This window comes from Rhodobacter sp. Har01 (genome assembly GCF_020564565.1).
Taxonomy (GTDB): Bacteria; Pseudomonadota; Alphaproteobacteria; order Rhodobacterales; family Rhodobacteraceae; genus Pseudogemmobacter.
This window is the reverse complement of record NZ_JAJCTD010000007.1, coordinates 47877-60449: the sequence shown is the minus strand read 5'-3', so window position 1 is coordinate 60449 and position 12573 is coordinate 47877. Positions and strand designations below refer to the sequence as shown.

Here is a 12573-nt window from a genome sequence, read left to right as displayed (position 1 = left end):
GGCCCCGGTCTGCCCCGGCGCACGGCTGCGGCAAACAAAGCTCGGTCCGGCCTGGGGAGGGCCGGACCGAAGGGAAGGGGAAAGGCAACAAGCTTGACTGAACGGGGTAGGCCAGGGCCGGCCTGAACCCGCAGGACCAGAGTGTCGAGACCGCCGAGTCGACGCAAACGCGAAGTGGGGCTCACCCCTTGGTTGCGCAAGAACATGCCGGAATGTCAAATGCTTGCGCGGAATCATGCCGGGTCGTCCTCGTCGTCGGCCCAATCCGGGACGGGTGCGTCCGGCGCGAAGACCTCGGGGAAGGACGCCTGTGCACGCGCCAGGTCGATGCGCAGGAGCGCCTCGTAGGAACAGGGATCGAAGGGGTCTTCGGCCGGCACCACCTCGCGCCCGATCAGCCAGGACAGGCGACCGGCGTCCAGGTTGCCGCGTTCGAACGGTTCATCGCCGAAATGTGACCACAGGGCGGACATGAAGGCCTGGTCGGCCAAGCGGTCGGCATGCTTGCGGTCCTTGAACCGCTCACGCCGAATTATCCGTGTCGGGCCTTCCTTCTGGTTGGCCCGCCGGATGGTGAACTGGAAATCCGTGCCCGGCAACCGGCCGGGAAAGCCGCGATGCTTCAGCATGGCCGGGCCCCCGCAGCGGCGGCGGCCCGGCTAAGGCTCGGGTCAGCCCTGACCGGCGATCGGCGATTGCGGATTGCGGGGCTGATCGTCGCCACGTTCGATCGGGACGCACTGATCGTAGGCCGCCGTGGTGGTGTAGCCCGGCTCGCAGCTGTCTTCGCAGATCGGCAGGTTGTTGTAGGCACTGTCCCTGGCATAGGTCTGCCGACCATCACGGCACTGGCCCGTGACAATGGCATTGCCATACTTGTCGTAGACGGGTTCGGGCATGATGGGCGGCGGTGCCTTGGGCGCACAAGCTGCAAGAACCGCAGCGGTGACGACCCCGAGGGCCAGGTAAGCCGAGATACGCATTGGTTCCTCCTTGCGAGACCGGTCTCTGCAAGATGGTTGTAGGCGCGTCCGAGGCACAACTCAACCTCTAGAGCACGAAGGGACGCGGACTGTCGCCAGAGCGTGACACAACCGCCGCGTGCGGGTCCGGCCGGGGACCGGCCGGACCGCTGACGCTGGTTACTTGTATTTGCCGGTGTAGGTCGGCTCGACGCTGATCGGCTCAGGCTCGGGGGCCGGAGCGGGCTTCGAGCAGGCCGCAACAGTGGCAAGCGCCAGCATGGCGATAAGGGCAGTGGTCCGCATGTCAACCTCCAGTCTGAATCATCGGATGCGCGGCCACCATAGGGGGGCAAGGCACCGGACGCAAACAGGTATGCGGAGAGGGCGGCGGCTTTTCGCGGCGTGCCGCACAGAAGAAGGGCGGGCCGGGCCGTTGCGGCCCAATTGGCCCGCCCCCGAAGCTTACTTGTACTTGCCGGTGTAGGTCGGTTCGACCGTGACGGGTTCGTCGACGTAGACGACTTCCTCTTCGGCCTTCGGGGCGCAAGCGGCTGCGAAGCCGGCCAGGGCCAGGGCAAGAACGATACGGGTGATGCTCGACATGCTCTACTTCCTTCTTTCTTGGGGGTCAGGGCGGGCGACATACCCGCACAACCCCGCTGCGAGGTAACGGCCGCTTGGGCACGGCCTGCGGCAACCTTAGCCCAATCCGGGTCCAAAGGACATTCTGGCCCGGCCAATGTGCCAAGCTGTGACTCGCTTACATCAGGAAGGCCACAAATCCCCACCGATTCAACAAGATGTAGTGCCATCTTCAGAACATCTCCCAAATGCAGGACCCGCTCTGGATGGCATAGGATTCGAAGAACTGCACCGCTTCGGGCGCCGCCTCGCCGAAGGGCACTGCGCGGTCGGCAAGGGCAATGACGATCTGCTGCGGGGCGGGCACCATGCCCTTGGTCAGCGGCAGTGCATAGCTGTCGCACAATGCCTGCATGTCGGCCGACCAGTCCTCACTGGCCTTCAGGTCGGGCACGACAAAGCGGAACCGGGCCGCCGCGCCGTTGGTGCCGCGGGTGTCGGTGATCACGTCCAGCACCTGCACTACGCGCCCCGAGGGCACCTTGACCGTCTCGCCCGCCGCGGGTGCGCCCTGGTCGCAAGCGCCGGCCGCCAGCAGCAGGCCGGCGGCAAGGGCAGCAGTCAGGCGGCGAAGAGCGGGCATCGGGGCCTCAGAGCGGAATGTTGTCGTGCTTTTTCCAAGGGTTCTCAACCCGTTTGCCGCGCAAGCTGGCGAACGCCCGCGCCACCCGGCGGCGGGTCGAATGCGGCCGGATCACCTCGTCGATGAAGCCCTTTTCGGCCGCCACGAAGGGGTTGGCGAAGCGGTCCTCATAGTCCTTGGTGCGCGCGGCGATCTTGTCGCGGTCGCCCAATTCGCTGCGATATAGGATCTCGACCGCGCCCTTTGCCCCCATCACCGCGATTTCCGCCGTGGGCCAGGCATAGTTGAAATCGCCGCGCAGGTGCTTGGACGCCATCACGTCATAGGCCCCGCCATAGGCCTTGCGGGTGATCACCGTCACCTTCGGCACCGTCGCCTCGCCATAGGCGAACAGCAGCTTCGCGCCGTGCTTGATGACGCCGCCGTATTCCTGGCTCGTCCCGGGCAGGAAGCCCGGCACGTCCACCAGCGTCAGGATCGGGATCTCGAAGGCATCGCAGAACCGCACGAACCGCGCCGCCTTGCGGCTGGAATCGATGTCCAGGCAGCCCGCCAGCACCATCGGCTGGTTCGCCACCACGCCGGTGGTCTGGCCCTCGATGCGGATGAAGCCGGTGACGATGTTGCCGGCGAAATCGCGCTGGATCTCGAAGAAATCGCCCTCGTCGGCGATCTTCGCGATCAGCTCCTTCATGTCGTAGGGCTGGTTCGGGTTGTCCGGGATCAGCGTGTCCAGACTGGGCTCCACCCGCTGCGGATCATCGAAGAACGGCCGGACGGGCGCCTTTTCGCGGTTGTTCAAGGGCAGGAAGTCGAACAGCCGGCGGATCTCGGCCAGCGCCTCGACGTCGTTTTCAAACGCGCCATCGGCCACCGAAGACTTCCGCGTATGCGTCGAAGCCCCGCCCAGTTCCTCGGCGGTGACATGCTCGTTCGTCACCGTCTTCACCACATCCGGGCCAGTCACGAACATATAGCTGGAATCCTTCACCATGAAGATGAAGTCGGTCATGGCGGGCGAATAGACTGCCCCGCCCGCACAAGGCCCCATGATCACGCTGATCTGCGGCACCACGCCGGACGCCATGATGTTGCGCTGGAACACCTCGGCATAGCCGGCCAGCGACGCCACGCCTTCCTGGATGCGCGCCCCGCCCGAATCGTTCAACCCGATCACCGGCGCGCCGTTCTGCATCGCCATGTCCATGATCTTGCAGATCTTCTGCGCGTGGGTTTCCGACAGCGACCCGCCGAACACGGTGAAATCCTGGCTGAAGACATAGACCATGCGGCCGTTGATGGTGCCCCAGCCGGTCACCACGCCGTCGCCGGCGGGGCGGTCTTCCTGCATGCCGAAGTCCACGCAGCGGTGGGCGACGAACATGTCGAATTCCTCGAACGACCCCTCGTCCAGCAAGAGCTCGATCCGCTCGCGCGCGGTCAGCTTGCCCTTGCTGTGCTGCGCCTCGACGCGCCGCTCGCCGCCGCCCGCCCGGGCCCGGTCACGCCGCGCCTCGAGTTCGGCCAGGATATCTTTCATGGGTCGCTCTCCCCCCGGAAAATTTGCGCGACCATAGCGGGTGCACGGAGCGCCACAAGCGGAAGATCGTAAATTTGCATAACATCGACCAAGGCGGCCTGGCGAATTGCAAATCCGCAAAGCACTCGCCCGCCGCCCGCCGCCGCGCTATCTGGCCGCAACGGACCGGAGACAGCCATGCCCCAGATTCCCATCGCCGCCCTGACCATCGGCCTGTTGATCGCATCGAACGTTTTCATGACCTTCGCCTGGTATGGCCACCTCAAGTTCAAGACCACCTCGCTGCCGACGGTCGTTCTGGTCTCCTGGGGCATCGCCTTCTTCGAGTATTGCCTGATGGTGCCGGCCAACCGCTACGGTCACGCGGTCTTCAACGCAGCTGAACTGAAGACCATCCAGGAGGTCATAACCTTGTCGGTCTTTGCCGTGTTTTCCTATTTCTACCTGAAGGAACCACTGACCTGGAACCAGCTTGTCGGCTATGGCCTGATCGCGCTTGGCGCTTTCTTCATCTTCCACAAATGGACGTGAGAGCCATGGACAAGCCGACTGAGCGCCCGTAGCCCTGTCGAATGTCCCCGTCACCCGCCCGTTTCCTTGACCGCACGACGCCGCCGCATCTGGTGACGCTGGTCCTGATCGCCGGCCTGTCGGCGCTGACGATGAACATCTTCCTGCCCTCGCTGCCCGGCATGGCCGCGTTTTTCGGCGTGCCCTATGGCGTGATGCAGCAATCCGTCGCACTGTACCTGGCCCTTTCCGCTGCGCTGCAGATCGTCATCGGTCCGCTCAGTGACCGCTATGGCCGCCGCCGGGTGCTGATCTGGTCCTTCATGCTGTTCCTGTTGGCCACTCTCGGCACCCTTCTTGCCCCCAACGCCACCGTCTTCCTGGCCTGCCGCATGGCACAGGCCGTGGTCGCGTCCGGCATGGTCCTGTCGCGCGCCATCGTGCGGGACATGGTCAGCGACGCCCAGGCCGCCAGCATGATCGGCTATGTCACCATGGGCATGTCGGTGGTGCCGATGATCGGCCCGGTGATCGGCGGCGTGCTGGATGAGGCCTTTGGCTGGCAGGCCAACTTCGCGCTGCTGCTGGTGCTGGGCGCCGCCGTGCTGTGGCTGATCATCACCGACCTGGGCGAGACCGCCAGCCTCCGCCCGGTCTCGGTGCGCGATCAGTTGCGGCACTATCCCGTCCTGCTGACCTCGCGCCGGTTCTGGGGATATTGCCTGTCGGCGGGCCTCGCCTCGGGATGCTTCTTCGCCTACCTCGGCGGCGCGCCCTATGTCGGAACCGAGGTTTACGGCCTGTCCTCCTCGGCGATCGGGGCGCTGTTTGCGCTGACGGCGGTGGGCTATATGGCCGGCAACTACATTGCCGGGCGCTGGTCGGTGCGGGTGGGAATGAACCGCATGGTGCTGGCGGGCGCGCTGATCACCACCGCCGGCCTTGTGGTGCTGCTGGTCCTTACCCTCGCCGGCCTGTCCGGCCCCGGGGTTTTCTTCACCCTGATGATGGCGATGGGCGTGGGCAACGGCGTCAGCCTGCCCAACGCCAACGCCGGCATCCTGTCCGTCCGGCCCGAGGTTGCGGGCACCGCCTCGGGTCTGGGCGGCGCGATCATGATCGGCGGCGGCGCCGGCCTTGCCGCGCTGGCGGGCGTGCTGCTGCCGCCCGGCGCAACCGAGATGCCACTGATCCTGCTGATGCTGGCGTCTTCGATCGGCAGCGTCTTCGCCATCCTTGCGGTGATGCGCCGCGCGCGGGCCCTGGGCCTTTCCGCTTGACCGATCCGCTTTGCAAAGCCATGCGTGGCTTTGCAAAGGAAGGTGTCCCATGCCCAGCCAGAAGCTTTACGCCGGCGTCAAGCTGCGCGAGATCCGCGGTCGCCTTGGCCTGACGCAAAAGGCCTTTGCCGACAAGCTGGGCGTGTCCCTGCCCTATCTCAACCAGATGGAGAACAACCACCGGCCCGTCTCGGCCGCCGTGGTGCTGGCCCTGGCGCAGGAATTCGGGCTGGACGTCACCGAACTGACCGTGGGCGAAAGCGAACGCCTTGTCAGTGACATGCGCGAGGCGCTGGCCGACCCGGTCTTCACTTCCGCAAGCCCGCCGCTTGCCGACCTGCGGCTGGCGGCGTCGAACGCCCCGGCGCTGGCCCGCGCCTTCCTGGACCTGCACCGCGCCTACCGGCAAACCCACGAACGCCTGGCCTCACTGGACGAGGCTTTGGGCCGGGAAGACGCCAGCCTGAAGCCCAGCCCCTGGGAAGAGGTCCGCGACTTCTTTCACTATTGCGATAATTACATTGATGCCGTGGACCGGGCGGCGGAACATTTCGCGATGCCCGCAGGCACAAGAAAAGACCCGCGAATTCTGGCAGAAGAGCTGTTCCGCCGTCTTGGCGTCAGCTTGCAGTTCTGCGACAATACCGGCATTCGCCGCTATGACCCCGCCACCCGCCGGCTGGAGATCTCGGCCCGGGCCTCGACCGCAACGCAGCGGTTCCAACTGCTGCATCAGGTTGCCCTGATCGCCCACAATGACCTGCTGGATGCCACCCTCGACCTCGCCCGCTTTTCCACGCCGGAAGCGCGCGAAATCGCCAAGATCGGCCTGGCCAACTATTTCGCCGGTGCCGCCCTTCTGCCCTACCGCGCCTTCCTGCAGGCCGCAAAGGACACCCGCCACGACCTCGAACGCTTGGCCGACCTGTTCGGCGCCAGCATCGAGCAGGTGGCGCACCGGCTGTCCACCTTGCAACGCCCCGGCGCCAAAGGCATTCCGTTCTTCTTTGTCCGCGTCGATCAGGCCGGCACCATCACCAAGCGCCACAGCGCCACCCGCCTGCAATTCGCCCGATTCGGCGGCGCCTGCCCCTTGTGGAACGTCCACCGCGCCTTTGAAACGCCGGGCCATTTCCAGCGCCAACTGGCCGAAACCCCTGACGGCGTGCGCTATCTGTGCCTGTCGCGCGATGTGTCGAAACCGGGCGGTGCATACCTCGCCCCCGTCCGCCGCTATGCCATTGGCCTGGGGTGCGAGGTGCAGCACGCCCCCGACCTGGTCTATTCCGACGGCCTTGACCTGAAGGGAAGGTTCGAACCCATCGGCATCTCGTGCCGCATCTGCGAACGCCCGACCTGCCATCAAAGATCGGTCCCGCCGCTGGAACGACGCTTGCGCGTCAATCCAGACCGGCGGGACCTGCTGCCTTACGAAATCGCCGGCTGAGAGATCAGACCTTGCGGATCGCCGCCCAGATCGCATCCTTCAGCCGCATGCGCTGACGGCGCAGGGCTTCCTCATGCTCTTCGGTCACGGTGTCGATGCGGGTCTCGGCCCGGTGAACCTGGTCGTTCACCATGTCATATTCTTCCAGCATCTTGGCGAAATGTGCGTCCGAGGCCTTCAGTGCGGTTATCCGGTCCGCCTCGGCGGGAAACTCTTCCTGCAACGTGTGCGGGGTGTTGGACATGGCGTTCTCCTTGTTTCTTCAAAGCCAAACCTGAACGGCGCTTCTGGCCTTTGCCTTGACCGGGGTCAACCTAGCGCTGGCTTTCGCGCCAGGCGGGGTTGATCCAGGGCTCAAGGTTGCTTGCGGGCAACATCGGGCGGCCCAGGATGTGGTCTGCCGCCTTTTCGCCCACCATGATCGACGGCGCGTTCAGGTTGCCGTTCGTCACCTGCGGGAAGATCGAACTGTCAACCACCCGCAGGGCATCGACCCCGATCACGCGGGCCTCCGGATCGACCACCGCCATCGGGTCATCCGCCCGCCCCATCTTGCACGTCCCGCAAGGATGATAGGCGCTTTCCACATGCTCGCGGACAAAGCCGTCGATCTCGTCGTCGGTCTGCACCGCCGGCCCCGGTTGAATTTCACCCCGAACAAACCCCTCCATCGCCGATTGCGCGAAGATTTCGCGCGTGAGCCGCACGCAGGCGCGGAAATCCTGCCAGTCCTCGGGGGTGGACATGTAGTTGAACCGGATCACCGGCGGCGCCTCGGGGTCGGCTGACCGCAGCGTCACTGCCCCGCGCGACTTCGACCGCATCGGCCCGACATGCGCCTGAAACCCGTGCCCCCCGGCGGCCGACCGGCCATCGTAGCGCACCGCCAAAGGCAGGAAGTGATACTGGATGTCGGGATATTCCACCCCGGCCTTCGAGCGGATGAAACCGCAAGCCTCGAACTGGTTCGACGTGCCCACGCCCCGCCGCAAGGCCAGCCACTGCGCGCCAACCCAGATCTTTCCCCACAGGTTCCAGTACTTGAATAGGGTGACTGGCTTCGATGAGGCAAACTGCATGTAGATTTCCAGGTGGTCGTGCAGGTTTGCCCCCACCCCCGGCCGGTCCGCCAAGACCTCGATGCCGTGCTCGGCCAGATGCGCCCCCGGCCCGATCCCCGACAGCATCAACAGCTTGGGCGAGTTGATGGACGAGGCCGCAAGGATCACCTCGCGCTTGGCGCGGATGACCTGCACGCCGCCCTGCGCGTCGACCTCGACCCCCACCGCCCGGCCGTTCTCGATCACCACCTTGCGGGCCAGGCCCCGCACCAGATGCACGTTCCCGCCGGCCATCGCCGGGCGCAGATAGGCATTCGCCGCCGACCACCGCCGGCCGCGCCAGATCGTCGCCTCCATCGGGCCGAAGCCTTCCTGCTGGCGACCGTTGTAATCTTCCGTCACCGGATAGCCCGCCTGCCGCCCCGCTTCGATGAAGGCATCGAACAAGGGAATGTGCCGCGGCCCCCGCGTCACGTGCAGCGGCCCCTTGCCGCCCCGAAACTCGGGGCCAGAGGCGCCATGCGCATGTTCCATCCGCTTAAAATAGGGCAGCACGTCGGCATAGCCCCAGCCGGTGGCCCCCATCTCGGCCCAGGTGTCGAAATCGCGGGCATGGCCGCGCACATAGACCATGCCGTTCACCGAGGACGACCCGCCGATCACCTTGCCGCGCGGCGTCGCCAGCCGGCGCCCGTTCAGGTGCGGCTCGGGTTCCGACTGGAAGCCCCAGTCGTAGCGCGGCATGTTCATGGGGTAGCTCAGGGCGCCCGGCATCTGGATGAACGGCCCGGCGTCGCTGCCGCCGAACTCGATCACCACCACCCGGCGCCCGGCCTCGGCCAGCCGATAGGCCAGCGCACAACCCGCCGACCCCGCCCCCACGATCACGTAATCCGCATGCATCGTCTGCCGTCTCGTCCTGTCCCGATGTCCACCTGTCGCCACGCAGTGCCCCAGAGCGCGAACAGCGTTTTGGGGCGCGGTCCCTCCCTTGATTCCCTTGCGGCCGCTAGTCCCGCCGCAACTCTGCCTCAAGGAACGCCAGCGCCGTCGCCACCGCCGCCGCCCCGTCCGGCGCGCCGGACTTCAGCACCTCGCGCAGATACAGCCCGTCGATCAGCGCCCCCAGGCCCTCGGCAATGCCCGCCGCCCGGTCACCGGCCAGCGGCCGCAAGGCACTCACCAGGTTCGACCGCAGCCGCCCCTGATACACTGCCAGCAGCCGCCGCGCCTGCGGCACCGTCTGCGCCAGCACCCAGAAGTTCAGCCAGGCCCCTACCGCCTCGCGCCGAAAGTTCCCGGCCGAGAACGACGCCCGCAGAATCGCCCGCACCCGCCCCTCGGGGCCGCTGTCGGCCGCCGCCAGCGCCCCCCGCACCTCGGCGCCATACAAGGTCAGGATGTGGCGCATCGCCGCCAGGAACATGTCTTCCTTGGACCCGAAGTAGTGATGCGCCAGCGCCGGCGACATGCCTGCCCGCTTGGCGATCTGGCTGACCGTCACGTCCAGCGACCCGGTGCGCCCGATCTCGACAATCGTGGCTTTTACCAGCGCCGCCTTGCGGATAGGCTCCATTCCAAGCTTCGGCATATCGTTCGCTCAACTTTTCTCTTGTCAGGCGGACGAAGCACGAAGTTTATTGACTCGTCAATCAACAAAAACCCGGGGAGCTTCCATGTCCGTCCGTTCGACCCTTCTCACCACCGCCGTCACCTTCGCGCTGGCCGGCAGCGCCTTCGCCGAAGGCTGCGACAAGATCATCTTCTCGGATGTCGGCTGGACCGACATCACCGCCACCACCGCCGCCACCACGCTGGTTCTGGAAGCGCTGGGGTATGAGACCGAGACCAAGGTTCTTGCCGTGCCGGTCACCTATACCGGCCTCGCCGAAGGCGACATCGACGTGTTCCTCGGCAACTGGATGCCCACGATGGAAGCCGACATCGCCCCCTATCGCGACGCCAAGACCGTCGACACCGTGCGCACCAACCTGGAAGGCGCCAAGTACACCCTGGCCGTCAACGAAGCCGGCGCCGCGCTTGGCATCAAGGATTTCAAGGACATCGCGACCCAGAAGGACGCGCTGGAAGGCAAGATCTACGGCATCGAGCCGGGCAATGACGGCAACCGCCTGATCACCGACATGATCGCCTCCGGCCCCTTCGGCCTTGACGGCTTCGAGATCGTCGAAAGCAGCGAACAGGGGATGCTGGCCGAGGTGGCCAACAAGGACGCCGAGGCCAAGCCGATCGTCTTCCTCGGCTGGGAACCCCACCCGATGAACGCCAACTTCAAGATGACCTACCTCACCGGCGGCGATGACTACTTCGGCCCGAACCTGGGCGGCGCCATCGTGGCGACCAACACCCGCGCCGGCTATGTCGCGGAATGCCCCAACACCGGCAAGTTCCTGCAGAACCTTGGCTTCTCGCTGGCCATGGAAAACGAGATCATGGGCGCCATCCTGAACGACGGCACAGATCCGCGCGATGCCGCCAAGGCCTGGCTGGCGGCGAACCCCGCCGCCTGGGAAGCCTGGCTGGACGGCGTCACCACCAAGGACGGCGGCGATGCCAAGGCCGCCGTCACTGCCGCGCTGCAGTGATCGGTTGACGAACCGGCCCCGAGGCGCAAGTCTTCGGGGCCTTTTCCTATCCGGCGAGGGGACGCGTTTCGGGGGGAACGGATGGAGTTTCTGACCGCATGGCAGATTCCGGTCGGCGTGACGGCGAAGATCGTCTTCGACTGGCTGAAGCTGAACTTCAAGCCCACCTTCAAGGCCTTTGGCGACGCCACCGAAAACGCCATCGAGGCGCTGATCTCGCTGCTGCAATGGCCCCCCGCGCTGGTCGTCGTGGCGGCCTTCATGGCGCTGACTTGGGTGATCCAACGGCGCTGGCAGCCAGTGGTGATCGTTGCGCTCGGGTTCCTGTTCATCATCAACCAGGGCTACTGGGACAAGACCACCGAAACCCTGGGCCTGGTGGCCTTTGTCTGCATCATCTGCATGGTGCTGGGGGTGCCCATCGGCGTGGCCGCCGCCCACCGGCCCCGGCTTTACCAGGCGATGCAGCCGGTGCTTGACCTGATGCAGACCCTGCCCGCGCCGGTCTACCTCATTCCCTTCGTCATCCTCTTCGGCATCGGCGTGGTGCCGGCGCTTTTCGCCTCGATCATCTTCGTGGTGCCGACCTCGATCCGCCTCACCCATCTGGGCGTGTCCACCACCCCCACCGCCCTTCTGGAAGCCGCCACCGCCTTTGGCGCCACGCCGCGCCAGGTGCTGTGGAAGGTCGAGCTGCCTTATGCCTTTCCGCAGATCATGGCGGGCCTCAACCAGACCATCATGCTGTCCTTGTCGATGGTGGTGATCTCGGCCTGGGTCGGCGCGGCCGGCCTTGGCGTGCCGGTGGTCGAGGCGCTGAACCGCGTGCGGCCCGACCAGGGCTTCGAGGCGGGCACGGTGATCGTGGCGCTGGCGATCCTGCTGGACCGGATGCTGAGGGTCACGAAATGACGCTGCCTGCCGTCGAATTCGACAACGTCTCGATCGTCTTCGGCGACGCACCCGGCCTTGCGCTGCCGCTGATGGACCAGGGGATGAGCCGGTCCGAGATTCAGGCCAAGACCGGCCAGATCCTTGGCGTACACAATTGCAGCCTGTCCGTGGCCGAGGGCGAAATCCTTGTTCTGATGGGGCTTTCCGGCTCGGGGAAATCCACCCTGCTGCGCGGGGTCAACGCCTTGAACCCTGTCGTCCGGGGCGATGTGCGGATTTGCGACGGCGAACGGCTGGTGTCCATCACCAAGGCCAACCCGGCCGAGGTGCGCCGCCTGCGCTCGACCCGGGTGGCGATGGTGTTCCAGCAGTTCGGCCTGCTGCCCTGGCGGACAGTGCGGGAAAACGTCGGCCTGGGGCTGGAACTGGCCGGCATCCCGCCTGCCGAACGCCGCCCGCGCGTCGATGCGCAGCTGGCACTGGTCAACCTCACCCAATGGGCCGACCGCAAGGTCGGGGAACTGTCGGGCGGCATGCAGCAGCGGGTCGGCCTGGCCCGCGCCTTCGCCACTGATGCGCCGACGCTTCTGATGGACGAGCCCTTTTCGGCGCTGGACCCGCTGATCCGGGCCAAGCTGCAAGATGAACTGCTTGACCTGCAGGCCAAGCTCAAGCGCACCATCATCTTCGTCAGCCACGATCTGGACGAGGCCTTCAAGATCGGCAACCGCATTGCGCTGCTGGAAGGCGGCCGCATCGTGCAGTGCGGCACCGCGCGCGAGATCATCGCCAACCCGGTCAGCGACTATGTGGCCGATTTCGTGGCTCACATGAACCCGCTGGGCGTGCTGACCGCGCGCGACGTGATGTCGGCGCCGCAAGGCCCCGAGGGCAAGCCGGTCGCCGCCGAAACCCCGGTCAAGCAGGTGATGGAGGCACTGCGCCGTGGCGAGCCGGCCCTGTCGGTGGTCGACGGCGGGCAGCGGATCGGCACCATCCGGGCGGCGGATGTTCTGGGCCGCCTCTTGAACCCGCGCGGCTGACG

General features: G+C 66.0%; 15 protein-coding genes. 6 read left to right on the top strand and 9 right to left on the bottom strand.

Going from position 1 to position 12573, the window contains the following annotated elements; translation table 11 throughout:
• Window positions 1–233 precede the first annotated feature (233 nt).
• The 6 genes from LHP98_RS16430 to LHP98_RS16410 all read right to left on the bottom strand — a co-directional run bounded on the left by LHP98_RS16430 (window position 234) and on the right by LHP98_RS16410 (window position 3730).
• A complete protein-coding gene (locus LHP98_RS16430; RefSeq protein ID WP_227253642.1) occupies window positions 234–629 on the bottom strand; it encodes a hypothetical protein in 396 nt (131 codons plus the stop codon).
• A 42-nt stretch (window positions 630–671) separates the two neighbouring features.
• Window positions 672–983, bottom strand: a complete 312-nt coding sequence (locus LHP98_RS16425) for a hypothetical protein (protein WP_227253641.1) — start codon at window positions 981–983, stop codon at window positions 672–674.
• 159 nt (window positions 984–1142) lie between these two features.
• Entirely contained in the window at window positions 1143–1268 is a 126-nt protein-coding gene (locus LHP98_RS19525) for a hypothetical protein (RefSeq protein ID WP_264473828.1), read from the bottom strand.
• Window positions 1269–1427: 159 nt separating this feature from the next.
• The gene (locus LHP98_RS16420; protein WP_227253640.1) at window positions 1428–1568 is read right to left on the bottom strand and encodes a hypothetical protein; all 141 of its coding nucleotides are present in this window, start codon (window positions 1566–1568) and stop codon (window positions 1428–1430) included.
• A gap of 211 nt (window positions 1569–1779) precedes the next feature.
• Complete coding sequence (locus LHP98_RS16415; RefSeq protein WP_227253639.1) at window positions 1780–2190, bottom strand: DUF6497 family protein; 411 nt, start codon at window positions 2188–2190, stop codon at window positions 1780–1782.
• A gap of 7 nt (window positions 2191–2197) precedes the next feature.
• Window positions 2198–3730 (bottom strand): acyl-CoA carboxylase subunit beta, encoded by a 1533-nt coding sequence (locus tag LHP98_RS16410; RefSeq protein WP_227253638.1) that lies wholly within the window; start codon window positions 3728–3730, stop codon window positions 2198–2200.
• Window positions 3731–3907: 177 nt separating this feature from the next.
• On the opposite strand from LHP98_RS16410, the gene LHP98_RS16405 reads away from it, so the two are divergent.
• The 3 genes from LHP98_RS16405 to LHP98_RS16395 are packed head-to-tail and all read left to right on the top strand — an operon-like array spanning window position 3908 to window position 6967.
• Window positions 3908–4261 carry a DMT family protein gene (locus LHP98_RS16405; protein ID WP_227253637.1) on the top strand — a complete coding sequence of 118 codons (354 nt, stop codon included), beginning with the start codon at window positions 3908–3910 and terminating at the stop codon, window positions 4259–4261.
• Window positions 4262–4302: 41 nt separating this feature from the next.
• Complete coding sequence (locus LHP98_RS16400) at window positions 4303–5520, top strand: Bcr/CflA family efflux MFS transporter (protein ID WP_227253636.1); 1218 nt, start codon at window positions 4303–4305, stop codon at window positions 5518–5520.
• A gap of 49 nt (window positions 5521–5569) precedes the next feature.
• Window positions 5570–6967, top strand: coding sequence for a helix-turn-helix domain-containing protein (locus LHP98_RS16395; RefSeq protein ID WP_227253635.1), 1398 nt, complete (start codon window positions 5570–5572; stop codon window positions 6965–6967).
• 4 nt (window positions 6968–6971) lie between these two features.
• On the opposite strand, the gene LHP98_RS16390 is transcribed toward LHP98_RS16395, so the two are convergent.
• The 3 genes from LHP98_RS16390 to betI form a co-directional block, all read right to left on the bottom strand.
• On the bottom strand, window positions 6972–7211 hold the full coding sequence (locus LHP98_RS16390; protein WP_227253634.1) for a YdcH family protein: 240 nt from the start codon (window positions 7209–7211) through the stop codon (window positions 6972–6974).
• A gap of 70 nt (window positions 7212–7281) precedes the next feature.
• The gene (gene betA, locus LHP98_RS16385; RefSeq protein ID WP_227253633.1) at window positions 7282–8931 is read right to left on the bottom strand and encodes a choline dehydrogenase; all 1650 of its coding nucleotides are present in this window, start codon (window positions 8929–8931) and stop codon (window positions 7282–7284) included.
• Window positions 8932–9037: 106 nt separating this feature from the next.
• Window positions 9038–9619: a transcriptional regulator BetI gene (gene betI, locus LHP98_RS16380; protein WP_227253632.1), complete on the bottom strand. Its 582-nt coding sequence runs from the start codon at window positions 9617–9619 to the stop codon at window positions 9038–9040.
• Window positions 9620–9704: 85 nt separating this feature from the next.
• Between betI and choX the strand changes: the two genes are divergently transcribed.
• The 3 genes from choX to choV all read left to right on the top strand — a co-directional run bounded on the left by choX (window position 9705) and on the right by choV (window position 12571).
• Window positions 9705–10634, top strand: a complete 930-nt coding sequence (gene choX, locus LHP98_RS16375; protein WP_227253631.1) for a choline ABC transporter substrate-binding protein — start codon at window positions 9705–9707, stop codon at window positions 10632–10634.
• Between the two features lie 81 nt (window positions 10635–10715).
• The gene (gene choW, locus LHP98_RS16370) at window positions 10716–11546 is read left to right on the top strand and encodes a choline ABC transporter permease subunit (protein WP_227253630.1); all 831 of its coding nucleotides are present in this window, start codon (window positions 10716–10718) and stop codon (window positions 11544–11546) included.
• A 2-nt stretch (window positions 11547–11548) separates the two neighbouring features.
• A complete protein-coding gene (gene choV, locus LHP98_RS16365) occupies window positions 11549–12571 on the top strand; it encodes a choline ABC transporter ATP-binding protein (RefSeq protein ID WP_413687723.1) in 1023 nt (340 codons plus the stop codon).
• The last annotated feature ends 2 nt before the right edge of the window (window positions 12572–12573 follow it).